The 22,065-nt window shown below is 69.6% G+C and carries 21 protein-coding genes and 1 tRNA gene; 10 read left to right on the top strand and 12 right to left on the bottom strand.

Going from position 1 to position 22,065, the window contains the following annotated elements; genetic code table 11:
* Positions 1 to 5: 5 nt before the first annotated feature.
* Genes V7D63_RS02760 through V7D63_RS02735 form a run of 6 tightly spaced genes read right to left on the bottom strand, consistent with a single transcriptional unit; the run spans position 6 to position 7,165 of the window.
* Entirely contained in the window at positions 6 to 1,649 is a 1,644-nt protein-coding gene (locus V7D63_RS02760) for a non-ribosomal peptide synthetase (protein WP_333590723.1), read from the bottom strand.
* Positions 1,646 to 2,506, bottom strand: a complete 861-nt coding sequence (locus tag V7D63_RS02755) for a methyltransferase domain-containing protein (RefSeq protein WP_333590722.1) — start codon at positions 2,504 to 2,506, stop codon at positions 1,646 to 1,648. The genes V7D63_RS02760 and V7D63_RS02755 overlap by 4 nt, the downstream gene beginning before the upstream one ends.
* Entirely contained in the window at positions 2,499 to 3,773 is a 1,275-nt protein-coding gene (locus V7D63_RS02750; RefSeq protein WP_333590721.1) for a lipopolysaccharide biosynthesis protein, read from the bottom strand. The genes V7D63_RS02755 and V7D63_RS02750 overlap by 8 nt, the downstream gene beginning before the upstream one ends.
* Entirely contained in the window at positions 3,770 to 4,474 is a 705-nt protein-coding gene (locus tag V7D63_RS02745; protein ID WP_333590720.1) for a methyltransferase domain-containing protein, read from the bottom strand. The genes V7D63_RS02750 and V7D63_RS02745 overlap by 4 nt, the downstream gene beginning before the upstream one ends.
* A complete protein-coding gene (locus V7D63_RS02740; protein WP_333590719.1) occupies positions 4,467 to 5,639 on the bottom strand; it encodes a glycosyltransferase family 4 protein in 1,173 nt (390 codons plus the stop codon). Before V7D63_RS02740 ends, V7D63_RS02745 begins: the two co-directional genes overlap by 8 nt.
* Complete coding sequence (locus tag V7D63_RS02735; protein WP_333590718.1) at positions 5,636 to 7,165, bottom strand: sugar transferase; 1,530 nt, start codon at positions 7,163 to 7,165, stop codon at positions 5,636 to 5,638. Before V7D63_RS02735 ends, V7D63_RS02740 begins: the two co-directional genes overlap by 4 nt.
* Before the next feature lie 204 nt (positions 7,166 to 7,369).
* On the opposite strand from V7D63_RS02735, the gene V7D63_RS02730 reads away from it, so the two are divergent.
* The gene (locus V7D63_RS02730; RefSeq protein WP_333590717.1) at positions 7,370 to 8,632 is read left to right on the top strand and encodes an O-antigen ligase family protein; all 1,263 of its coding nucleotides are present in this window, start codon (positions 7,370 to 7,372) and stop codon (positions 8,630 to 8,632) included.
* 35 nt (positions 8,633 to 8,667) lie between these two features.
* Positions 8,668 to 9,564 carry a M48 family metalloprotease gene (locus tag V7D63_RS02725; protein WP_333590716.1) on the top strand — a complete coding sequence of 299 codons (897 nt, stop codon included), beginning with the start codon at positions 8,668 to 8,670 and terminating at the stop codon, positions 9,562 to 9,564.
* On the opposite strand, the gene V7D63_RS02720 is transcribed toward V7D63_RS02725, so the two are convergent.
* From V7D63_RS02720 to V7D63_RS02705, 4 genes are all read right to left on the bottom strand, one after another.
* Complete coding sequence (locus tag V7D63_RS02720) at positions 9,554 to 10,888, bottom strand: O-antigen ligase family protein (protein WP_333590715.1); 1,335 nt, start codon at positions 10,886 to 10,888, stop codon at positions 9,554 to 9,556. The genes V7D63_RS02725 and V7D63_RS02720 overlap by 11 nt on opposite strands.
* 46 nt (positions 10,889 to 10,934) lie before the next feature.
* Complete coding sequence (locus V7D63_RS02715) at positions 10,935 to 11,213, bottom strand: hypothetical protein (protein WP_333590714.1); 279 nt, start codon at positions 11,211 to 11,213, stop codon at positions 10,935 to 10,937.
* Between the two features lie 115 nt (positions 11,214 to 11,328).
* The gene (locus V7D63_RS02710; protein WP_333590713.1) at positions 11,329 to 12,570 is read right to left on the bottom strand and encodes a tetratricopeptide repeat protein; all 1,242 of its coding nucleotides are present in this window, start codon (positions 12,568 to 12,570) and stop codon (positions 11,329 to 11,331) included.
* Positions 12,567 to 14,840 carry a GumC family protein gene (locus tag V7D63_RS02705; protein ID WP_333590712.1) on the bottom strand — a complete coding sequence of 758 codons (2,274 nt, stop codon included), beginning with the start codon at positions 14,838 to 14,840 and terminating at the stop codon, positions 12,567 to 12,569. Before V7D63_RS02705 ends, V7D63_RS02710 begins: the two co-directional genes overlap by 4 nt.
* A gap of 232 nt (positions 14,841 to 15,072) precedes the next feature.
* Between V7D63_RS02705 and V7D63_RS02700 the strand changes: the two genes are divergently transcribed.
* Positions 15,073 to 15,552 (top strand): J domain-containing protein, encoded by a 480-nt coding sequence (locus V7D63_RS02700; protein ID WP_333590711.1) that lies wholly within the window; start codon positions 15,073 to 15,075, stop codon positions 15,550 to 15,552.
* Positions 15,553 to 15,559: 7 nt separating this feature from the next.
* Here V7D63_RS02700 and V7D63_RS02695 read toward each other — a convergent pair whose 3' ends face one another.
* Positions 15,560 to 16,435 (bottom strand): isoaspartyl peptidase/L-asparaginase family protein, encoded by an 876-nt coding sequence (locus tag V7D63_RS02695; protein WP_333590710.1) that lies wholly within the window; start codon positions 16,433 to 16,435, stop codon positions 15,560 to 15,562.
* Positions 16,436 to 16,539: 104 nt separating this feature from the next.
* On the opposite strand from V7D63_RS02695, the gene V7D63_RS02690 reads away from it, so the two are divergent.
* Genes V7D63_RS02690 through V7D63_RS02680 form a run of 3 tightly spaced genes read left to right on the top strand, consistent with a single transcriptional unit; the run spans position 16,540 to position 19,033 of the window.
* Complete coding sequence (locus V7D63_RS02690; RefSeq protein WP_333590709.1) at positions 16,540 to 17,547, top strand: NADPH:quinone oxidoreductase family protein; 1,008 nt, start codon at positions 16,540 to 16,542, stop codon at positions 17,545 to 17,547.
* Complete coding sequence (locus V7D63_RS02685; protein ID WP_333590708.1) at positions 17,544 to 18,275, top strand: 2OG-Fe(II) oxygenase; 732 nt, start codon at positions 17,544 to 17,546, stop codon at positions 18,273 to 18,275. Before V7D63_RS02690 ends, V7D63_RS02685 begins: the two co-directional genes overlap by 4 nt.
* A complete protein-coding gene (locus tag V7D63_RS02680; RefSeq protein WP_333590707.1) occupies positions 18,272 to 19,033 on the top strand; it encodes a 2OG-Fe(II) oxygenase in 762 nt (253 codons plus the stop codon). Before V7D63_RS02685 ends, V7D63_RS02680 begins: the two co-directional genes overlap by 4 nt.
* A gap of 7 nt (positions 19,034 to 19,040) precedes the next feature.
* On the opposite strand, the gene V7D63_RS02675 is transcribed toward V7D63_RS02680, so the two are convergent.
* Positions 19,041 to 19,439: a YkvA family protein gene (locus tag V7D63_RS02675; RefSeq protein WP_333590706.1), complete on the bottom strand. Its 399-nt coding sequence runs from the start codon at positions 19,437 to 19,439 to the stop codon at positions 19,041 to 19,043.
* A gap of 54 nt (positions 19,440 to 19,493) precedes the next feature.
* Here V7D63_RS02675 and V7D63_RS02670 point away from each other — a divergent pair, with 54 nt between their 5' ends.
* The 4 genes from V7D63_RS02670 to V7D63_RS02655 all read left to right on the top strand — a co-directional run bounded on the left by V7D63_RS02670 (position 19,494) and on the right by V7D63_RS02655 (position 22,062).
* On the top strand, positions 19,494 to 20,276 hold the full coding sequence (locus V7D63_RS02670; RefSeq protein WP_333590705.1) for an SDR family oxidoreductase: 783 nt from the start codon (positions 19,494 to 19,496) through the stop codon (positions 20,274 to 20,276).
* Positions 20,277 to 20,418: 142 nt separating this feature from the next.
* A tRNA-Gly gene (locus V7D63_RS02665) sits at positions 20,419 to 20,493 on the top strand.
* 196 nt (positions 20,494 to 20,689) lie between these two features.
* On the top strand, positions 20,690 to 21,238 hold the full coding sequence (locus V7D63_RS02660) for an IPTL-CTERM sorting domain-containing protein (protein ID WP_333590704.1): 549 nt from the start codon (positions 20,690 to 20,692) through the stop codon (positions 21,236 to 21,238).
* Positions 21,239 to 21,321: 83 nt separating this feature from the next.
* Positions 21,322 to 22,062: a TMEM175 family protein gene (locus V7D63_RS02655; RefSeq protein ID WP_333590703.1), complete on the top strand. Its 741-nt coding sequence runs from the start codon at positions 21,322 to 21,324 to the stop codon at positions 22,060 to 22,062.
* The last annotated feature ends 3 nt before the right edge of the window (positions 22,063 to 22,065 follow it).

The raw sequence follows: 22,065 nt of genomic DNA, 5'->3' as shown, positions 1-22,065 counted from the left end.
GTCGTTCACGACCAGGCCTCCCGGCGATGTTCCAGCGCCTCGACCGACATATGGGTCCAGCCGTCGGGCAGGCGGCCCATGACGTCTTCCAGGGCGACGGACAGTTCGACGTAGTTCAGGGAATCGGCGCCCAGGGAGGTGAAGCTGTCGGTCATCGTCACCGGGCGGCGCAGCACGTCGCGGAACACATCGACGACGGCGCGCGTGCGGTCGCCGCCGCCCGCCAGCAGCCGCCAGGTCTCCACGGCCGTGTCGCGGGCGAAGCGCAGCGGATGGGCCGGCAGCCAGGCCTTGCTCGGCGTCGTCGGCTTCAGCGCGCCATAGTCCGGCTTGCCCGAGACCAGGCGGGGCAGGGCGTCCACCCGCCGGGTCTCGACCAGGGTCGTCGGCAGACCCAATTCCTGGGCCAGATGCGCGGCCGACGTCGCCTCGGCGCCTTCACAGACGACCAACAGGCCCTCGCCCTGGGCCACGGCCGCCGCCGTCACGCCGCGCGCCGCCAGCAGCCGTTCGACCTCGTCCAGGCCGATGCGGACGCCCAGGGGTTTGATGAAACGCGAGCGCCGCCCGGTGATGACGAACAGGCCGTCGGGCCGCCGCACGGCCAGGTCGCCGGTGGCCAGGCGCCCCAGGGATTGGGCGGCCGCCAGATCGGCGCGCCGCGTCGCATAGCCGGCCATGACGTTCGGCCCGCGATAGATCAGTTCGCCCTCGGTCTCCGGCGTGTCGATCGTGCGGCCCTGCTCGTCCTGGAGCGACAGCTCGCCGCCGGGAATGGCCACGCCCATGGCCTCGGGCGCCGTCTCGGCCAGTTTGGGCGGCAGATAGGCCATGCGCGGCGCGGCCTCGGTCTGGCCGTACATGACGCAGAAGTCCCAGCCCGCCTTGCGGCCGCGTTCGGCGAACCGCCGCACCAGCTCGGGCCGCAGCTTGCCGCCCGCCTGGGTCAGCAGGCGCAGGCTGGGCGTTCGTTCCAGATCGTCGCCGTCGGCCAGGACCTCCCAGGTGTGCGGCACGCCCGACAGGGTCGTGGCGCCGTGCGTCCGCGCAAACCGCCAGAAGGCCGGGTCCTGCACCGAACGGTCGGTCAACAGCAGGGCGCCGCCCGACAACAGGGTCGAATGGATCACCGACAGGCCGTAGGTGTAGGTCGGCTTCAACGAAGTGATCGCCCGGTCCTCGGCCGTCAGGCCCAGATAGTCGACGATGGCCTCGGTGTTCGAGCGGATGGCGCCGTTGGTGATCTTGACCATCTTGCTGGCGCCGGTGGTGCCCGAGGTCGAGAACAGCAGCACCAGGTCGGGATGGACCCCTTCGCCCGAACCCTTGTCGTCGCCGGTCTCGATCGCCGTCGTCATGTCGCCGCAACGGATGAGGACCAGGGGACCGAAGGCCGCCCGCAAGGCGTCGGCGCGGCCGCTCTCGGCCAGATGCGCCAGGCCGCCGTTCAAAAGGACGCCCAGATAGGCCGCGATCGTGGACGGCGCATTGCCGCCCTCGATCACCGTCAGACACGGGCCGGGCAGCTCGGCGGCCACCGCCCGCGCCTCGGTCTCCAGCCGCGCATAGGTCCAGACGTCGCCGCTCTCGGCCACTAGGGCCGGGCGGTCGGCGTGACGCCGAAGAGTTTCCGCGACCGCCCGCCTCATCCGGCCCGCCGTATGGCCGAGACGCACCAGAAGGGCGGCCCTTCCTCGCGGAAGCGGATGTCGCCGAAGCCGGCGTCGGCCAGCATCTTGGTGATCTCGGGTCGGGTGAAGCGCTGCTCCAACCGGGTGCCGAACCGGTCCAGCGCATCGGTCTTCAGCGAATACAGGCCCTGCCAGCGATAGTTGGACAGGGGGAAGTTCGTCACGTCGACGCCGCGCCGATCCAGCCACCGGGCCAACCTCGCCAGGGGCCAGTACACCGTCAGGGCGATGGCGTAGGCGACGGCGTGTTTCAGGCCGAACGGCAGGCGGCTGATGATCCAGCGGGGAATCTCGCTGAGCGCCCACAGGCCGCCGTACCACCAGGGCCGGTTGTCGAACCGGTAGTAGAGATACAGCAGCAGTACTCCGCCCGGCCGGATCACCCGGCCGCATTCCTTCACGCCGCCCGCCGTGTCGGGGATGTGATGCAGCACGCCCAGCGAGAAGCCGAAGTCCAGACTGGCGTCGGCGAAGGGCATGTCGCCGGCGCTGGCGTTGTGAAAGGTGATGTTGTCGTGGTCCGCCAGGTTGCGACGCGCCGTCTCCAGCGCCTGCGGGCTGGCGTCCAGACAGTGCAGCCGACCGACGCGCGGGGCCACGAATTGCGCCCAGCGGCCCGAGCCGCAGCCCAGGTCGAACCCTTCGGCCCCGTGGTGCAGCCGCTCCCAGGGGAAGGGCGAGAAATACTGGCCGAAATGGATCGCCAGTTCGTCCGTGGCGATCGGCGACTGATCATAGGCGGCCCATTCACGGCCGAAGTCGCGCACGGTCGCCGGGTCGACGTTCTTCATGGGGCTGTTGGGAGAACTATCCATGGCCGACCTCGGACGTGGCGGAGCGATAGCGCCGCCGGATCACGGCGGATGAAAGCAGACTCAACACGGCTCGATGCAGGAAAACCGTCGCCACCGCTCCCCAGACGCCGAAGACGTAAACCAGGCCGAACCCGGCCACGATGCGCAGGCCCGAGGTCCACAGGGTCACGGTGCGGAACGATTCCCCGTCCAACTGCGAACGGATGAAGCGGAACTGAAACTGGCCGACATTGCCGATGGCCACCGAACACAACAGGGCCTGGGCGAAGGGGATCGACGGCGCGTAATCGTGACCGAAGATCAGGATCAGCAGGGGCGGAGCCAGGGTGAAGGCGAAGCCGATGATGCCGACCCCGGCGGCCATGCAGATCAACCAGATCGCCTTTTCGACCTTGCCTTCATAGGCGCGCATCCGCGCGAACCGAGGCGCCAGCACGGCCGCGCCGTCCTGGGCCACGCTGCGAACCAGCTCCGACAGACGATCCCCCGCCAGATAGACGGCCAGGACGGCGGGGCTGAGCAGCAGGAAGATGGCGATGCGCTCGATCTGTTCGGCGACCAAGCTGACCATGGTGACCGCCGAGGCGCCCAGGCCGTAGCGGAACAGCCTGTCGTTCTCGTCGGTGTCGCCCGGTTCGTTCATCCGCGCCCAGCACAGACCGCTGGCCAGGACGTTCATCACGGCGCCCGGCCCGAAATACAGAGCCACGAAGATCCATAGCGATTGCACGTCCAGCAGGACGGCGCTGATCAGCAGGCCGTGCGTCATCAGCGACACGAGGCTTTCCGTCAGCGCCCAGACCGAGAAGCGCGTCCGCGCCAACAGCACGCTCTTCCACTGGGTCAGGCCGGCGTAGGCGGGAAACAGGGCGGCGGCGACCAGCAGAGGCAGAAACACCTCGGGCCGATGCGACCGCAGAACCAGGGCCGCGAGAACCAGCAGAACCGCGCCGAGCAGGCTGCCGAACAGGGCGGCGCGGGTCGCGCGGCGGTACAGGGCCTCGGACCCGCGGGCGACCGACTGCATCACCGCATTGTCGAGACCGGGCAGGGCCATAAAGGCCACGGTCGCCACGGCGACGGCGGCGAATTGATACTGGCCGAAGTCCGTCTGGCTGAGGTGACGGACGACGAAATAGAGGCTGACCAGGCCTACGGCCCGCTGGAACACCCGTTGCGCGGTCAGGCTGCCCATGTCTCCGGCCAGTCGCCGCAGAACCCGGCCCTCCTGCCGTACGAAGCCGATGACGCCCCCCGCGAACGTCATGGCGTCGTCGCCTCCGACCGGCGCGCCGTCAGCACATAGGTGACGGCCCAGGCCATGCGGGATGCGGCGACGTCTCGCTTCATGAGGCGCAGCGACGCCGCCTCCAGCCCGTGCAAACCCCGGCACAGGGTCCGGGCGATCCAGCCGAACGCCCCGCCCAGCCTCAGCGCCCTGAGAGGCGGCAAGCCGGCCAGGTAGATCGGCGTCACGGCGCCCAGCAGATACCAGAAGCCGCCCAGGGTGCGGCGCTCGACCAGTTCCAGCCCATGGGCCGTCAGCATTCGGTCCATGGCGAATTCACTGAGCCGGGCGAAGTCCCAGGGCGGGGCGTGGATCGGATAAAGATAGGGATAGCTGAGAAACAACAGGCCGCCGGGCTTCAGCACTCGGGCCGCCTCGGCGATCGCCTTTTCGGGATCGGGCAGGTGTTCGATCACCTGGCTGGACAGGATGGCGTCGACCGATCCGTCCGCCATCGGCAGGTCGTCGGCGCTGCCGATCAGGTCGATATGGCGGGTGTCGTAGAAGCCGTAGTCGACATCGACCCCGACATGGGCGGCGACGCGCCCCTTCAGAAAGGCGGCGAAGGGCTTCTCGCCGCAGCCGACGTCGTACAGCGTGATCTCGGGCGTCAGGCGCGCGGCCATCATCGCCTGCATCAGCGCCTGGGAATCGCTTCGCTGGTTCAGGGTCTCACGCATCGGCGCCGCCTTGCGAAATTTCCGCACGATCCATGGCCGAAAGCGTCGCGCGCGTCACGGTTCCCAACTCGAAACGTTCCGCACACAGAAGGCGGCTGGCCCGGCCCATGGCCTGGACGCGCGCCGGGTCGCGCGCCAGGGCCAGCATGGCCTGGGCCAGGGCGGCGGGGTCGCGCGGCGGGACCAGCAGGCCGTTGACGCCGTCGCGCACCGTCTCGCGGCAGCCGGGCGTGTCGCAGGTGATGACGGCGCGGCCCGTGGCCAGGGCCTCCAGATTGGTGCGCGGCACGCCCTCTCGGTAATAGGACGGCAGCACGAAGACGTGACAGTCCGCGAAGGCCTGGCGCGGATCGGCGACCTGGCCCCGGATCTCGACCACGCCCTCGCGGCGCCAGGCCTCCAGCTCGGTCTCGGTGACGGAGTTCGGATTGGCGTCCGGCGCGCCGATCAGGACGAAACGCGCCTGGGGCGCCTCGGCGCGCACCCGCCGGGCCGCCTCGACGAAGTCGTGCACGCCCTTGTCGCGGATCAGACGCGCCGTCATCAGAAAGACGGCGGGTCCGTCGGGCAGGGGCGTCTGGGCGAACCGCTCCACATCGACGCCGGAGCCGTCCACCACCGTCGTGGCGGTTCGGGGCGACAGGGCGCCGCGCGCCAGCAGTTCGTTGCGGTCGTCCGTGTTTTGAAAGATCACCAGGCTGGCGCAACGCGTGGCCAGGGCATAGGCGGCCTGGGCCGTCATCGACACCAGGCCCGCCTTGACGCCGCCATCGCGGCCGAAGGCGTAGCCCAGGCCCGGAATCATGGCCACACGGGTCCGCGCCCCCGCCATCCGCGCCAGGATCATGGCGTAGATCACCGGTTTGACGGCGTGGGCGAAGACCAGGCCGGGGCGCTCCCGACGCAGAATCCGCCACAGGTCCGCTAGGGCCGGCAGGTCCGCGATCGGATTCAGGGCGGTGCGGCGCAACGGCCAGGGGATGAAGCGCGCGCCCAGCCGCTGGACGGCGCCTTCGTCGAAGTCCGGCGTCGGCGCGGCCAGGATCGTGACCGGCCGTCCGCGCGCGGTCTGGGCCGCGATCAGGGGCGCGCGGAAGTCGATCATGTATTTCAGATCCGCCCCGACGAAGAGGGCGGAAGAGACGGGGCGTTCGGCTGTCGTCACGCCCTGGCCTCGTGCAGCCAGGCCTTGATGTCGCCCTTGATCTCGGCGCGGCACCGCGCCGCCTCGACGGCGTCCACGCGCTCCAAGCGGCGAAGACGCATCGCCGTCAGCGCCAGGATCTTCAGATCCAGGCCCAGGGTCGCGTGTTTCACATACCAGGCGTCCATGATGAATTTGTCCTCCAGGGACAGGGCCTGCCCGCCGTGGATCTGCGCCCAGCCGGTCAGGCCCGGGGTGACCTGGCCACGCAATTGTCCGCGATCGGGCAGCCCCGCCACCTGTTCGGTCACCAGGGGCCTGGGACCGACGAAGGCCAGGTCGCCGACCAGGATGTTCCAGAGCTGGGGCGTCTCATCCAGCCGCCAGCTTCTCAGCCAGGCGCCGATGGGATTGGTTCGGTCGTCGTCGGGCAGGGCGTCGCCGCCGTCGGTCGAGGCGAACCGCATGGTGCGGAATTTGGACACGACGATCGGCTCGCCGTCGCGGCCCACCCGTTCCTGGCGGAACAGGATCGGCGCCCCCAGGGCCGCCCGGACCAGGGCGGCGATCACCAGCATGGGGACGGCGGCGACGACCAGGCCGGCGGCGGCCAGGCCGATGTTCAGGCCGCGCCGCGCCGCCGCCGAGAAACCGCCGCCGGGCGGCTGCAGTCCGATGGGGACGGTGCGGCGGCGCACGATGTGGCGCCGGGTCACGGTTTCAAAACTGCGGGTCAGGTCTGCGGCCACGTCGATGACCGTCAGACCGCGTCCGTCCGCGGCCTCGTCCAGCGCCGATCGCGTCGCGGCGCGCAAGCCGTCGCGCCGGGTCGCCAGCAGGACGACGGGCGGAAGCCGCCGTTCGGTCGCCAGCCGTTCGCAGATGACGACCAGGTCGGACCCGGCGCCCAGCACCTCCTTCAGCGCCAGGGTGCGCACCGGCACGGCTTCGTCGGTGACCACGCCCAATATGACCAGCCCGCCCCGATCCGGCAGGGTCTGGATGTATTCGACCAGGGCGCGGGCGTCGCCCGGCCGACCCAGAACCACCGCCGCCGGCGCGCCCAGCGGCGGCTGCGTCGTCAGATGCAGCACCCGCGCCACGGTCGCCGTCAGCCAATGCATGGCGATCAACGCCAGGGGCAGGCTGACGCCGTATCGCAGAAGCACCTGACGCGGCAGCTCCGCGCCGCGGTTCAGCAGGAATTCGGCGACCAGCCACAACAGGGTGATGACGCCGCCCAGGATGATCAGCCGCGCGATGGTGCTTTCCGTCACCGCGGCCCAACTGCGTCCCGGCCGCAGCAGCAGGGCCGAGCCGATGGTGATGGCCGCCAGCACGGCGGCGCTCAACTCGGGACTGGGCAGCGACCACTGCGGATAAATCTCTCTTTGCCAGGCGATGGAGACGAACAGCACCGCCAGAGCACAGGCCACGTCCAGCGCCACCAGCAGACCCAGGCGGATCGCGCCCGTGCGCGGCGACGCCGCGACGCGACGGTCGCTGCTCCTGCGCCGTTCGTCAGGCGGATCGTGATCCTGCGTCATTCCGCCCCCATCGAAATCCCCAGCGTCGGCGCGGGGTCTTTCATCCCTCTGAAACGCATAACCTACGAATATGAAACTTACATTCAGAAACTCTCGGTTCCTGACGCGCGAGGCGCGGGGTTAGGCGTTGTCTTCTTTTGCGCCTTCCGACAGGGTTGGTTCATGACAGCCGTCGCCACAGCGTCCGATCCGGGATCGCGCCCCATGTTGGCGCGCCTGACGCCGCCGCTGGTCTTCTTCCTGTTCCTCATCCCGTTCGCCTATTCGGACGATAACGACCTGCTGCGCGCGCCAAAGGTGGCGTTGGTCGGCGTCGTCGCCCTGTGTTTCGGCTTCGTGATGGCGGGACGGTACAGGTTCCGGCCCGAAATCGTGTTCCTGGCGCTGTACGGGGCCTTGCTGACCTTGCAGCAACTGGTCATCCCGAACGGCGACCTCTTCTTCGGCCTGCAATACGCGGTCGTCATGGTGGCGGCCTTCCTGCCGGCCCTGACCCTGGCGGCCGTCAACTGGGACCTGAACCGCATCGAGCGGCTGTGGGATCTGGCGATCCGCGTCATCGCCGTGGTGATCGTGGGCAATATCCTGTTGTCGCGGCTGTTCGGTCTGGGCGAGACCTTCTCAGGCTCGGGCGGGCGGTATTTCGGCTATCTGGGCGACTCCATCTCGCCGGTCATCGTCTTCCCGACCCTGTATTTCACCCTGTCGCGTCGACCGCTTTGGGCCGGCGCCTGCCTGGTGGCCCTGTGGCTGACCGGCGGCAAGGCGGCGCTGTTGATGCTGGGTCTGGCCCTGGCGTTGATCCCGTTGACGCGCTTTCGGTCCTTCGTCGTGATCCTGGGGCTGATCGCCTTCGTGGTCGTCGGCGTGTGGCTGTATCCCACCGTGGCCTCGATGTTGGAGTCAGACCACCTGGTCTATTCCTGGAACACGCGGCTCTTGTCCTATGAGATCGGCTGGCGGCATTTCCAGGACAGTCCGATCTGGGGCGTGGGCATCAACCAGTCGATGATCGGCCTGAAGGCCGAGGCCCAGAATCTGGCCGGCATTCGCGGCATGACCCGCTATTGGGACGTCGGCCAGGTCCAGAACAGCTTCCTGCGCAGCCTGGCCGAGACGGGGGTGATCGGTTTCTGCCTGCTGGCGTTCTTCTGCGGCCTGTTGATCGTCCGGGCGCTGAGGACCATCCGGGCCGCCCGTCGGCATCCGCGCTCGAACGTGCGCTCGATCGCCATCGCCGGGGCCTGTTGGACCGTGGCCTTCATCACCAGCTATCAGGGCGTCGGCTGGTTCGAGCATGTGCACCCCCTGTTCGCCTGGCTGTTGCTGTTTTCGGCGGCCAGCACCACGGCGGGGGACGCGCTTCAGCAGTTCAGCGACCGCGCCGCCATGGCGCGGGAACGGGCGGCGCGTCCGTCGTCGTCTCCGGCCGTCGCCCTCGATCCGATCCGGGACGGTCGACCTTGAAGCGGGCGCGGGCCGCGTTCGCGATCGGCGCCGTCTTGATCCTGGCGCCGAGCGTCGCCGACGCGGCTGCGCGCGCGGACGGTCCCCGAACCGCCCTGCACGCCCTGCGCGACCAGGACCGCCGCGTCCTGGCCATAGGCTGGCGACTGAGCGAGGCCGCGGCCGATCTGTGCGGCGGCGCCCGGCCGGGCCTGGGCTGGACCCTGCACGACCTGGATCAGTACCGACCCGGCCTTCGTCCGGCCGTCGCCTCGGTCTTCGGGCTGAACGGTGGGGATCTGGGCGTCATGGCCCTGGCGCCCGACGGCCCGGCGGCGCGAGGCGGGGTGCGCGAAGGCGATGTGGTTCTGAGCTTCGGGCGGCGCCGTTTCGACGCCGCACGCGCACCGACGCCGCGGGCGGACTATGCGCCCATGGCCCGGGCGCTGCACGACATCGAGGCGGAAACCGCCGCCGCGCCGATCCCCGTGCGCGTCCGCCGTGAGGGCCGGGTCGTCGATCTGGTCGTGCGTCCGCGCGGCCGCTGTCCCTGGCCCGTCCAGGTCGAGCCTTCGTCGCGCCTGTTCGCCGCCTCGGACGGGGTGCGGATTTCGGTGTCCAGCGCCCTGGCCGACTATGCGGTCCGCGACGACGACCTGGCCTTCGTCATCGCCCATGAGATGGCGCACAATCTGCGCCGTCCCGAGGAGACCGGCGCCCGGCGCGGCACGCGCGCACGCGAAGAGGCGGCCGACCGGGCGGGTCTGATCCTAGCGGCCCGCGCGGGCTATGACACTTCGGGCGCCGCCGCCTTCGTGACCCGGCTGGGGCGGACCCTGGGACGCCGCCCGTTCGACGGCCATCCGCCGACCCCGGCCCGCGCCGAGGCCTTGGTCCGGCTGCACGCCTGGATCGTGGCCGAGCGGCATGCGGGGCGTCCGCTCAGGCCGTGACGACGTCCTTGCGCGGCGCGGCCCGATGCGGCTCGGCCGCCGCGATCAGGCCTAGGCACAGGGCGGTCAGGACCAGGATGGTGGTCGACCGGATCGGAAAATCGACGACCGAATGCATCGCCAGCAGCACCAGGGCCGCACCCGCCGCCCGCACCAGAGGATCGCCGCGCGTCTCGCCCTTGTCGCGCCAGCTTCTCAGCCATCGCGGCGCGGCCCAGACCAGGGCGAAAATCAGAACCGCCGCACCCAGCCAGCCGGTCTCCAGCCACAACTCCAGATAGTCGTTGTGGGCGTGGTTGAAATAGGTCGCATCCAATGACGCCACGGGTTCGACCGACCGATAGACGGCGTCGAACGAACCCAGGCCGGAACCCAGCGGCTGATAACGGCCCGCGGCCTCCAGCACCTCGGGCCAGCGGTCCAGCCGTTCCTGACCCCCGCCCGCCTGCTCGAACCGGGCCATCAAGGGCGACAGGCCGAAGGCCAGCACCGCCAGTCCCGCGCCGACGCCGCCCAACAGCCACAGGCGCAGGGCGCGGATCGACCGCCCCGCCTCGCCCGAGCGCGCGATGATCAACAGGCCCAACAGCATGGCGGGCGCCAGAAGCACCACCCCCGCCCGCGACCGTATGGCGGCCAGGGCGATGACCGCCAGAAGGCCGAACAGGGCGCAGGCCCAACTCAACATCCTGGGCGAGACCGGCCAGCGTCGGCTGGGCGCCGCCAGGGCCGCCGCGAAGGGCACGCTCATCAGCACCAGGGTGGCGAAATGATTGCGGTTGACGAAGAAGCCCGCCATGGCGCCGTCGGCGGTGCGGGCGTCGATGTGCAGGGTGTTGTCGCCGCTGGCGACCTGCAAGGCGCCCAACAATATGCTCAAAGCCGCGCCGATCAGGACGATGACGACGAGGGCGAAACGCTGTCGCGCGTCCAGAACCAGGCAGGCGGCGAAGACCGCCAGGGCCGGGATCAGGCCCAGCGCCGTGGCCCAGGTCCGGTCGGGCGTCAGCGACAGGGCGGCCCAACCCGGCGTCGCCCCAGCCAGGGCGGGCGCCAGGGCGGCCTCGGCATGACCGGGCAGCCGCGCCCACAACGGCGTCGACAGGGGGATCAGTTGGATCAGGGGAACCGCGACCACGGCCAGGGCCAGGGCCACGGCCCATCCGTGCCGCCGCCAGTCCCCGGCGGCGCCCAGGCGCAAGACGGCCAAGATCAGAACGCCCAGCCCCAGAAACTCCAGGATCGCCAGGAGGACGGGGCGGGGCGGGGCTGCGCCGCCGATCAGAATTGAAAAGGCCAGAAGGGCGCTGACGGAAATCGCCAACAGCCGCTTCTGGCCCGAAATGGGTTCAGGCGAGTTCAGGACTCACTCAGGACGGGCTGCTTTCGTTGTCGCTGGAGACCTGGTCCACCGTGATGACGGTGACGGTGGTGATGAGACCAATCGTCAGAATGGTGCCGAAGACGCCCCCGCCGCCGAAGAAGCCGCCGCTCGCCAGCCAGGGACCGAGGGCGAAATCCTCACGTTCGCCCAGGGCGGCGCCCACGCGGTCGCCGACGCGCAGCGATTGGGCCGCGCCGTTCGAGGCCAGGGCCTGACCGCCGACGAGCGCCAGTCCGATGACCGAAGCAGCGATGATCTTGCGCATCTCAAACCCTCTCGACTTTGCGGAAACGCCGCACAGTTCCAAAACCCTATGCGCCCAAATGGTTCCCGGAGCAATAATGGGAATGTGAATTTTCGCGCCGGACGTGTCCGACGCCCTATCGAACAGGGGTCAGCGCCACGTCGTCCACCCAGATTTCAACCATGGACCGCCGGTCCTGAACTCGGCTGGCCAGAGTGAGCCGTTGCGCGCCGCAGGCGTCGGGACCTACGTCGATGACGGTCGAAAATCCTGTCCAGGCTCCGTGCGCGGGGGCCGACAGGGGGGCGGTCCCCAAGACGCGGTCTCCGGTCGCGCAGGCCAGGGTCCAGGCCAGGCGGCCGCTGGGTTCGCCCTGTTCGACGCGGAACCGTCCCGACAGCCGCCAACGCCCCGGCGTCAACAGCACGAGCTGTTCGGCGACCGTGCGGCCGGCCATGTCGGCGACGACGGCGTGCAGGGCGGGCTGGCCGCCCTCGGGATCGGCCGCGATCTCGGCCAGAACCCCGGCCCCGGCGGGCAGGCTCCAGCCGAAGGGCGGCGCGCCGGTCCCGTCGGTGAAGTCGCCGTGGCTCAGGGCCGGCCGCGCGGCGCCCTCGATGCGGACGATCAGGTCGCGCAGCACCGGAATGCGGCCCTGGGCGATCAGCGTGCCGTACAGCCGCGCCTTTTCCTCTTCGGTCACGCGGCCGGGACCGTCCTTCAGGGCGACGGCGACCGCCGCCGCGACGGGCAGGCCCTCGGGCCGCTCCAGCGCATGGATGAAGAAGTCGATCCGCCACGGCGGCTCGCGCCGCAACAGGGCCACCAGGGCGCCCTGGGCCTGGACGTCGTTGCGCAACGCCAGGCTGATCATCAGGTCGAAATACCGGGGTCTCAGGTCCGTGCGGCGACGCATCAACGTGTCGGCGTGGGCCAGGGCCGAGGCGGCCTGCCCCTGCTCCAGCCGGTGCATGACCAGCCAGCTATGGGCCGGGTCATCGCGCAGGCTCCAGTTGCCGGCCAGGGTCAGCATCCGATCCGCGGCCTCCAGGTCGCCTTCCTTGGCCGCGGCCAGGCCGGCGACGCGCAGGGCCGCCACGTTGAACGGCTTGCGGGTCAGGGCGCGCTGGGCCAGGCGCTGGGCCGTGTCGATCCGGCCCGCCGCCAGTTCGGCCTCGGCCGCGCGGGTCAGCACCGTCGGAGCGTCGGGACCCAGCCGCAGGGCCAGGTCCGGCGCCGCCGTCAGCACCAGGGCGTTGCGCAGAATCTGCCAGGCGATCCAGACGCCCGCCACGATCACCAGAAAGACCAGGGCGTCCGGCGCTCGTCCGGCCGCCCGCCGAGCCGCCCTCGCGTCAGGGGCGGCGGCGCGGCTCAAGTATCGGCCTTACGGTCGGCGTTGGAATCCGCCCCATAGGCGTAGTCGTAGGCGTAGTCATAGGCCCCGTAGGCGCTGGACTTGGTGTTGAACTTGGTCAGGACGGCGCCGAGAATCCGGGCGCGGCCCATCCTCAGTCGGGCCAGGGCGCCGCGCGCCTGGCCGCGGCGGGTGCCGTTGGCCTCGATGACGAAGACGGTGCCCGCGACATTGGCCGCCATGGCCGGGGCGTCGGCGAAGCCCAGGGTCGGCGGCCCGTCGATGACGACGATGTCGAACCGGCGACGGCTCTCGTCCAGGAAGCCTTGGACCCGCGCGCCGCTCAGCAGTTCGGCCGGATTGGGCGGCAGGGGACCGCAGGGGATGAACCACAGGCCGCCGTCCTCGGGCCGCTGGACCACGTCGCTGAGGCTGGCCGAGCCGGACAGGATCGAACTCATGCCCCGGTCGTTGTTGGCGCCCAGCAGGCGGTGCATCGAGGGTTTGCGCAGATCGACGTCGACCAGCAGCACGCGGTGGCCGATGCGGGCGAAATTCTCGGCGATGGCCAGGGCTGTGGTCGACTTGCCCTCGCCCGGCCGGGCGCTGGTGACGAACAGGGTCGAGGGCGCGCCGTTGGGCGTGGAGAATTGCAGCGCCGTGCGCAGCGAATAATAAGCCTCGGCGAAACCGGATCGCAGGTCCGCCAGGGCCTCGACCGGCGTCTGGCCCCTGGGCAGGATCGGCACGGCGCCCAACACCGCCACGTCCAGCTTGGACTCCACGTCCTCGGGGGTCGAAAGCGACTGGTCCAGGGCCTCCATGGCGAAGGCCAGCAACACGCCGAAGCCCAGGCCCAGGATGGCCGCGATGGCCAGGTTCAGCATCATGTTCGGCTTGGACGGCCCGCCCGGCGGCCGGGCGCGGTCGACGATCGAGATGTTGTTGGCGGTGATGCCGCCGGCGACCCCGACCTCCTTGTAGCGTTGCAGCAGGCCGTCATAGAGGCTGCGGGTGGTGTCCACCTCGCGTTGCAGGATGTTGTACTGGATGCTGCGGCTGCGCAGGTCCAGCACATCGCCTTTCAGGCCGTTGACCTGGGCCTGCAGGGCGCGCTCCTGACCCAAGACGGCCTGGTAGTTCTGGCGGATCGACGAGCGGATTTCGTTGGCCAGGGTGCGGATCTGGCTGTCGGTCTCGTCGATGCGCGCCTTCAACTGCAGCATCTCGGGAAACTCGGGCCGGTAGATCGACAGCTTCTGCTGGTATTCGGCGTTCAGGGTGGCGCGGTTCTCCGTCAGGCGCTGGATGGCCGGGTTCTGCAACACCTCGGGCAGGCTCATCAGGCTGGACGAATTGACCTGGTTCCATTTCTGCTCGGCGGCGATCCGTTCGGCGCGCACGCGGGTCAGGGACGAATTCAGCGCCAACAGGTCGTTGGCGGCCAGCGAGCGCGCGCCCCCGCCCGACGGATCGGCGCCGGCGGCCGTGGTCTCGTCGACATTGATGATGCCCTGCTGCTGGGCGTAGGCGACCAGCGAGCGTTCGGCCTCCTCCAGGCGGGTCTTGGTCTGGGCCAGACGCTGCTCCAGGAAGTCGCGGGCGTAGGAGGAGGAATCGAATTTGCGGTCCAGGTTGGCCTGGATGAAGTTGACGGCGAAGGCGTTGGCGATGCGCGCCGACTGCACCGGGTCGGGGCTGTCGAAGGTGATGTTCACCAGGCGCGACCCCCGCGCCGGCTGGACGCCCAGATTGGCTTGCAGCATGCCGACCACCGCGTCCTGACGCCGGGCCAAGCTGGCCGGGGCGGCGGCGGCGGCGCCGTCGCCCGAGGCCATGCCCATGGCCTGAAGGAAGCGGGCGTCGGCGGCCAGGCCCTCGCTCTCGGCCACGCGCTGGGCCAGGGACCGGCTGCGGATCAGGCCGTACTGGGTCTGGAAGAACTCCTCGGCCTGCATGGCCGCCGCATTGGGCGAGACGTCGCTGGTCTCCAGCACGCGGGCCGATTCCCGGTCGATCTGGATCGTCGTGGTCGCCGTATAGATCGGCGTCATCAGCAGGGTCGCCGCCACGCCCAGAACGATCGCGCCGATGAAACAGGCGGCGATGACGAAACGGTATTTGAACAGCAGGCGCCAATATTGGGCCAGGTCGATGGCGGGTTCGTCGACCACCCGCTCGGGCCGCCAGACGTCGACCGCGCCGTCGGGTCCGCGCGGGGCCAGGCCGCGACCCGCGCCGGGCAGCCGCCGGGGTTCGTCGTCCTCGCCGAAGATCCGGTCGTCCGCCATGCGTCGCGCCACTTCCCTCACGATCCGCGGCCAGGCCGCGCATCGCAAACGCCAAAGTCAGGTTTCGGCTCCAGCCCATCCGGTCCGACGGCTCGACGCTTACCCCACGCCCCTATCGTCGCCAAGCCTTGACACCCTTTCGCGCGAGAGCGGACTCGATTATTGTTCCGAATAAGGATTTCGCTCCGGGGGGAGATCGGATGACGGGCGGGATCTCAAGGGACGGACCTGAATGAGTGATCCCTATCGCGTACTGGGGGTTGAGCCGACGGCGGATTTCGCCGCCATTCAGGCCGCCTATCGCCGCCTGATGCGCGAACATCACCCGGATCGCGCCGGGGCCGGGGCGGACGCCGACCGCGCCCAGGCCATCAACGCCGCCTTCACCCTGCTGAAAGACCCCGCCCGTCGCGCGCGCCTGGACGCCGAACGGCGGGTCCATGCTCCGATCCGGCCGTCGCGAGCCTATGAGCCGCCGGTGTTCGTGCGCCGTCGCGGGCCGTCGCTGCAAGCCCGCCAGCGGCGCATCGAGGAGGTGCGCTGGGTGCGCCGCGCCATGCTGGCGGGGGCCTGTCTGCTGGTCGGCCTGGGCGTCGTGGGGGCCGTGCTGAACTATCGCCCGGCCAATGCGCCCTGGCAGACGTCGGCGGCCGAGGCGTCCGAAAAACTGATCGCCGATTCGCGCGAGACCCTGCGCGACCGTCTGAACTGAGCCGGCTTCAGCGGCCGAACACGTCCACCCCGACCTCGCCCTCGACCGTCAGCCAGGCGCGTTTCATGCCTTGGCTGTTGTAGGGGTCGGCGATGTTCCCATCTGCGTCCAGCGCGATCAGGCCGCCGTCGCCGCCCAAGGCTCCCACCTCGTCGATCACGGCGCGCGCCGCGTCCGTCAGCGACGCCCCGGCCGCGACGCGCCAGGCCGTCTGAGCGCAGGCCGCCACGCGGATGAAATATTCGCCCTGGCCGGTCGCCGAGGCCGCCACGCGGGCGTCGGCCCAGGAGCCGGCGCCGGGGATGGGGGTGTCGCCCACCCGGCCCGACATCTTGCCGAACACCCCCGCCGTCGAAGTCGCCGCCGCCAGCCGCCCGTGGACGTCCAGCACGCAGCAGCCGACCGTGCCGTGCGCCAGCACGCCCGGCGGGTGGTTGTCGTCGCCCTGGCCGGCCTGGGTGAACCAGCTCGGTTCGTCGGCGATGGCTTCAAAGCCGTGCTCGGCCGCGAACAGGGCCGCGCCCTCGCCCGCCAGCATCACGTGCGGGGTCTGTTCGACCACCGCCCGCGCCACGCGGATCGGATTGCGGAAGCCTTGCAGCGCCGCCACCGCCCCGGCGCGCCGGTCGGGTCCGATCATCAGGCTGGCGTCCAGCTCATAGGCGCCGGCCGCGTTGGGCGAGGCGCCGCGCCCGGCGACGTACAGGCCCGAATCCTCCAGCATGACCACCGCCTCGACCGCGGCGTCGGCGGCCGACAGGCCGTCCAGCAGGCGCGGCTTCATCACCTCGACCACCTCGCGCATATGGGCGATCTCGCGGTCATAATCGACGCCTCTGCGGGCGCCGGCGCCGCCGTGAAGGATGAGGGCGGGTCGGCCCATGCCTGTCGTCTCCTGATCGAACGCTTCGGCCTCTTTCCAAACGGGCCGAGGCCTGATTAGCGTCACCTGACCTCGGGCGCCACGCCCTGAACGTGAGACACGACATGCGCGCCCTTCTGTCCAAGGCCCCCGGCGGTCCCGAGACCCTGTCGCTGGAAGAGGTGCTGGACCCGACGCCGCATCCCGGCCAGGTGGTGATCGAGGTCAAGGCCGTGGGGATCAACTTCCCCGACACCCTGATCATCGAAGACAAATACCAGTTCCGGCCCGAGCGCCCCTTCGCGCCGGGAGCCGAGGTGGCGGGGGTGATCGACGCCGTCGGCGAGGGGGTCAAGGGCCTGCACAAGGGCGACCGCGTCATCGCCGTGCCCGGCTGGGGCGGCCTGGTCGAACGGATCGCGGTTCCGGCCCAGAGCGTCATCAAGATGCCCGACGCCATGTCCTTCGAGGAAGGCGCAGCCCTGATCATGACCTACGGCACCAGCTATTACGCCCTGAAGGACCGGGCGGGGTTGAAGCCGGGCGAGACCCTGCTGGTGCTGGGCGCGGCGGGGGGCGTGGGGGCCGCCGCCGTCGAACTGGGCAAGGCCATGGGCGCGCGCGTGGTCGCCGCCGCCTCGACCAACGACAAGGTCGAGTTCGCCCTGGATCTGGGGGCCGACAACGGCCTGATCTATCCGTCGGGACCGATGGACAAGACGGCCCAGAAGCAGTTGTCGGGCGAGTTCAAGCTGGCCACCGGCCGCGACGGGGCGGACGTGGTCTATGACGCCGTCGGCGGCGACTATTGCGAACCGGCCCTGCGCGCCATGGACTGGAACGGCCGCTATCTGGTCGTCGGCTTCCCGGCGGGCATACCGTCGCTGCCGCTGAACCTGACCCTGTTGAAGTCGGTCTCGGTGGTCGGCGTCTTCTGGGGCGCGGCGGCGGCGCGCGACCCGGCCGCCCACGCGGTCAATATGGCCGAGCTGATGGGCCTGTACGCCGAGGGCAAGATCCGGCCGCGCGTCAGCCGGACCTTCCCGCTGGAACGGGCGGGCGAGGCGATCAAGGCCCTGGGCGACCGCCAGGCCCTGGGCAAGATCGTCGTCACCATCGACGACCCGGCGTGACCTTCACCCTGTCGTCCGATCTGGACGTGACGGCGGCGGCCGAACGGCTGGCCGCGACCGGCCGCACGCGCCTGCATGGGATCTTCGGCCGGGGTTCGACGGCGATCCATGCGGCCATGACCGATCCGGCCATGCTGTGGAACCGGGCCATCCGCAATCCCTACAACGCCGACGTGCCCGTCGCCGTGTTCGAGAACGAGCCGCCCGAAGAACAGGCCCGGCTGATCGGCATGGCCTATGAAGAGGCGACGCGCGACTTTCAGTTCATCTTCGACCGGCTGCGCCTGGGCCAGGCGCGCGGCATGGGCCTGGCCGTGCCTCAGGCGCTGTACGACCTGCACGCCGTCTTCAACGGCGCGGCCTGGCTGGACTTCGCGCGGCGCCTGACCGGCGACGACCGCATCGCCTATGTCGACGCCCAGGCCACCCGCTATCTGCCCGGCCATTTCCTGAACGGCCACACCGACGAGCACGAGGGGGCGGGGCGGCTGTACGCCTATGTGCTGAATGTCTCGCCGGAATGGCCGGTCGACTGGGGCGGCCTGTTGATGTTCACCGACCCCGACGGCCAGGTGGCCGAGACCTTCGTTCCCCAGTTCGACACCCTGAACGTGTTCCAGGTGCCCGCCTGGCATTCGGTGTCGATGGTCGCCCCCTATGCCGGGGCGCCGCGCCTTTCGATCACCGGCTGGTGGCGGGTCAACCCGCCGGAGGCGGGCCGGCCGTGAGCACGCCCCCGATCGAACTGAACCCCGACCTGGACGTCGCGGCGCTGAAGGCCGCCTTCGCCCCGAACCGGCGCCTGCACATCCCGTCGATCCTGAAGCCCGCCTCGGCCGAGGCTGTGGCCCAGGTTCTGGAGGCCGAGACGCGCTGGAAGACCACGGTGGCGGCGGGCGGCGCCTTCTTCGAGCTGCCGCTGGACGGGACCCGTGCGGCCGATCCGTCGAAACAGGCCTGGCTGGACGCGGCGGCCGTCGACGGCTCAAGCCCCCTGACCCAGTATGTCTTCGACAACCGCCGTCTCGGTCCCGAGCAGACCGAAGGCCCGCAGGACGCCGCCGACGCCGTCCACGCCTTTCTGAACAGCCCCGCTTTTCTGGATTTCATGCGCGCCGTGACCGGCGACGACCGGATCGACCTGGTCGACGCCCAGGCCAGCCGCTATCGCCCCGGCCATGTGCTGACGGCGCACAACGACGTCTCGGCGGGCAAGAACCGGCTGTACGGCTATGTGCTGAACTTCACCCGCGACTGGCGGGCCGACTGGGGCGGCAATCTGCTGTTCTACGGCGCCGACGGCCATATCGAGCACGGCTGGGTTCCGGCCTTCAACGCCCTGAACGTCTTCGTCGTGCCGACGAAACACGCGGTGACCGAGATCGCCAGCTTCGCCCCGCGCTTCCGCTACTCCATCGTCGGCTGGGTGCGGTCGAACCAGAAGGTCGGGCCGCAGACGCGCGAAGAGGCGAAACAAGCGTACTGACCCCTGACTATTGATCCTTCAGCCGCCGCAACGCCTCGGCCGCCTGGTCGCGGTGGCGTTTGCGGATATTGGCGCCCAGGGTCGCGATCAGGGCGGCGATCACCGCCGCGTCGTCGGTGAAGCCGATGCCGGCGAAGACGTCGGGGATCGCATCCACCGGCAGGACGAAATAGGCCAGCGCCCCCAGCATGATCCCCTTGGCGGCCGCCGGCGTCTGGGGGTCGCGCGCGGCGTACCAGACCGCCAGGACCTGGTCGGCGAACGGGATGCGCGCCGCCGTGCGGGTGATCTTGGGCCAGAAGCCGCGCGAGACGCGGCGTTCGTTGACGCGCTGGACCGAGGGGACCAGGGCCTTGTTCGGGTCCAGCGCCTCGTCTGGACGGATGGGTTTGGCTTTGGCGGGCATGGCCGCTAAACCCCGCGACTGACTTCAGGTTCACACAACATAGGGGCTTCGGCCATGAAACTCGACGGGTCGATCGCGGCGGTGGTGACGGGCGGGGCCTCTGGCCTGGGCGAAGGCACGGCGCGGGCGCTGGCGGCCAGGGGCGTCAAGGTCGCCCTGTTCGACCTGAACGCCGAGCGCGGCGAACAGGTGGCCAAGGAGATCGGCGGCGTCTTCTGCTCGGTCGACGTGACTGACGACGCCTCTGTGGCGGCGGCCTTCGCCAAGGCCCGCGCCGCCCACGGCCAGGAACGTCTGACCGTCAATTGCGCGGGCATCGCCACCGGCCAGAAGACCGTGTCGCGCAAGAAGGACACCGGCGAGATCAAGGCCCACGACATGGCCCAGTTCGAGCGCACCGTGCGGGTCAATCTGTTCGGCACCTTCCGCGTCGCCAGCCAGTCGGCGGCGGGCATGGTCACGCTGGACCCCATGGAGGACGGCGAGCGCGGCGCGATCATCAATACGGCGTCCGTCGCGGCCCAGGACGGCCAGATCGGCCAGGCGGCCTATTCGGCGTCCAAGGGCGGGGTCTACGCCATGACCCTGCCGATGGCGCGCGACCTGATGAGCGAGGGCGTGCGGGTCAACACCATCCTGCCCGGCATCATGTGGACGCCGATGATGGCCGGCATGGACCAGAAGGTTCAGGACGCCCTGGCGGCCATGATCCCCTTCCCCAAGCGCCTGGGCACGCCCGCCGACTATGCGGCCCTGGCCCTGCACCTGGCCGAGAACACCTATATCAATGGCGAGTGCATCCGCCTGGACGGGGCCATTCGCCTGGCGCCGCGCTGATCGCCAAGGCGATCCGCATCGCCTCTGGCGCCATGTTCACGACGCGGTCGCTCACGACTTGAGCGCATTGTCGCGGAATTCTTGCGAAGGGGGCTTGCGAGGGGCCGCGAGGGTCCGGTATAGGCCCGCCCTCGACTGAAGCGCGGGCGTAGCTCAGGGGTAGAGCATCACCTTGCCAAGGTGAGGGTCGGGCGTTCGAATCGCCTCGCCCGCTCCAGTCGAAAGCCTCTAAAGGGCCGGTCGCGAGACCGGCCCTTTTGCTTTGGCGCGTTGGCGGCACTGGATTCCCGGAGAAAAGGCGGACAGCGGAGACCCCTTCAATTCTCTCGCTGAGAGCCGGGCTGAGCATCGAGGAAAGTTCGAGACAGATAACAAAGTTCAGCATAAAGTTATGGCTCTTGGGGGGAGTCAGCATGCAGAAAATTCTGAAAATCGCCGCCCTGCTGATCGGCATGGCTGTCTCCGCGGCGGCATCCCCGGTGATGGCGCAGGTGCTGCCCTACAGCCTGGCGAACACCGATCCCACCCTGCCCACCTATCACTTCGATAGCGGTCAGCCCTGCAGCATCCACACGACCGGCGGCCCATATTACTACAGGTTGGTGACGGCCACGGTCAGCACGGCCGGGGTTTACACCTTTGTGGACAACTTCACCCCGGGGGATGCGTCGCTTGGCGTCTATTCGGGCGCGTTCAATGCGGCGACCCCTGCCACGAACTGCGTGGCGACCGTCGATGACAACCAAAACGTGACCCTGTCCGCGGGTATCTACACCTTCGTGCTGGCGTCGTTTTCGACGGCCGAGACCTCGACCTACCAGTACACCATCACCGGGCCGGCCGCCGTGGTCTTCAGCGCCCCGGCTCCAGTGCCGACGATGTCGGAATGGGCCATGATCCTGTTCGGCTTGCTTCTCGTCGGCGGGGCGGCGGTGATGATCCAGCGGCGCCGACTGGCCTGATCGTCCACGGCTGAATCTGACGGGGCCGCGTCGGCTTGGGCGCGGCCCTTGTCGTATCCGCGTTCTGCCGCATAGTCGGCGTCATGAGCGACAGCGCACCGAAATCCGGCATCCGGCCGGTTGAGACCGAACGGCTGGACGCCTTCGTCGACGCCTCCTTCGCCTTCGCGGTGACGCTTTTGATCATCGCGGGGGCCGAGCCGTTGCACGATTTCGGCGACCTGATGCGGGCGCTGGGGCGCATCCCGGCCTTCGCCGCCGGGTTCGGCCTGGTGGTCATGTTCTGGCTGGGGCACCGCAACTATGGCCGCCTGGCCCCGATCCGCGACAGTTGGTCGGCGACGCTGAGCCTGGCGATCGTCTTCATGATCCTGATCTACGTCTTCCCGTTGCGGCTGCTGACCGAGGCGGGCATGGCCTATTTCTCGGGCGGGCGGCTGCCGGGGCGCGAACTGATCGGATCGATCCAGCAACTGCGCGACGTCTATACGATCTACGGCGTCGGCTTCGCCTTTCTGAGCTGGCTGTATTTCCTGTTGTACGGCCATGCGCTGAAGCGCGGGACGGTCGCGGGCCTGGCCGATGACGACCGCGACGAAGCCGAGGAGAGCCGCGCCATCTGGGGCGTGATCACCGCCACCGGACTGTTGTCGGCGGGCCTGGCCTGGATCATCCCCTTGGGCGACCTGCCGTGGATTCCGGGCTTCACCTATTGGCTGATCCCGTTCGGCCTGTATTTCCTGAACCTGTTTGAACGCCGCCGTCACGGGCGGGGCATATTGAGACCCCGCAAGAAGACCGCCGCGCCAGAAAACCCAGCCTGAGCG

It is taken from the genome of Brevundimonas sp., from assembly GCF_036732845.1.
GTDB lineage: Bacteria > Pseudomonadota > Alphaproteobacteria > Caulobacterales > Caulobacteraceae > Brevundimonas.
Note: the sequence above shows the minus strand (reverse complement) of the source record. Positions and strands in the feature narration are given on the sequence as shown.

Bases quoted from the DNA above. Each gene is read 5' to 3' on its own strand.
- V7D63_RS02695 (WP_333590710.1), bottom strand. From the start codon at position 16,435: ATGGGCCGACCCGCCCTCATCCTTCACGGCGGCGCCGGCGCCCGCAGA.
- V7D63_RS02690 (WP_333590709.1), top strand. From the start codon at position 16,540: ATGCGCGCCCTTCTGTCCAAGGCCCCCGGCGGTCCCGAGACCCTGTCG.
- V7D63_RS02730 (WP_333590717.1), top strand. From the start codon at position 7,370: ATGTTGGCGCGCCTGACGCCGCCGCTGGTCTTCTTCCTGTTCCTCATC.
- V7D63_RS02760 (WP_333590723.1), bottom strand. From the start codon at position 1,649: ATGAGGCGGGCGGTCGCGGAAACTCTTCGGCGTCACGCCGACCGCCCG.
- V7D63_RS02655 (WP_333590703.1), top strand. From the start codon at position 21,322: ATGAGCGACAGCGCACCGAAATCCGGCATCCGGCCGGTTGAGACCGAA.
- V7D63_RS02670 (WP_333590705.1), top strand. From the start codon at position 19,494: ATGAAACTCGACGGGTCGATCGCGGCGGTGGTGACGGGCGGGGCCTCT.
- V7D63_RS02745 (WP_333590720.1), bottom strand. From the start codon at position 4,474: ATGCGTGAGACCCTGAACCAGCGAAGCGATTCCCAGGCGCTGATGCAG.
- V7D63_RS02715 (WP_333590714.1), bottom strand. From the start codon at position 11,213: ATGCGCAAGATCATCGCTGCTTCGGTCATCGGACTGGCGCTCGTCGGC.
- V7D63_RS02750 (WP_333590721.1), bottom strand. From the start codon at position 3,773: ATGACGTTCGCGGGGGGCGTCATCGGCTTCGTACGGCAGGAGGGCCGG.
- V7D63_RS02735 (WP_333590718.1), bottom strand. From the start codon at position 7,165: ATGACGCAGGATCACGATCCGCCTGACGAACGGCGCAGGAGCAGCGAC.
- V7D63_RS02660 (WP_333590704.1), top strand. From the start codon at position 20,690: ATGCAGAAAATTCTGAAAATCGCCGCCCTGCTGATCGGCATGGCTGTC.
- V7D63_RS02755 (WP_333590722.1), bottom strand. From the start codon at position 2,506: ATGGATAGTTCTCCCAACAGCCCCATGAAGAACGTCGACCCGGCGACC.
- V7D63_RS02705 (WP_333590712.1), bottom strand. From the start codon at position 14,840: ATGGCGGACGACCGGATCTTCGGCGAGGACGACGAACCCCGGCGGCTG.
- V7D63_RS02700 (WP_333590711.1), top strand. From the start codon at position 15,073: ATGAGTGATCCCTATCGCGTACTGGGGGTTGAGCCGACGGCGGATTTC.
- V7D63_RS02675 (WP_333590706.1), bottom strand. From the start codon at position 19,439: ATGCCCGCCAAAGCCAAACCCATCCGTCCAGACGAGGCGCTGGACCCG.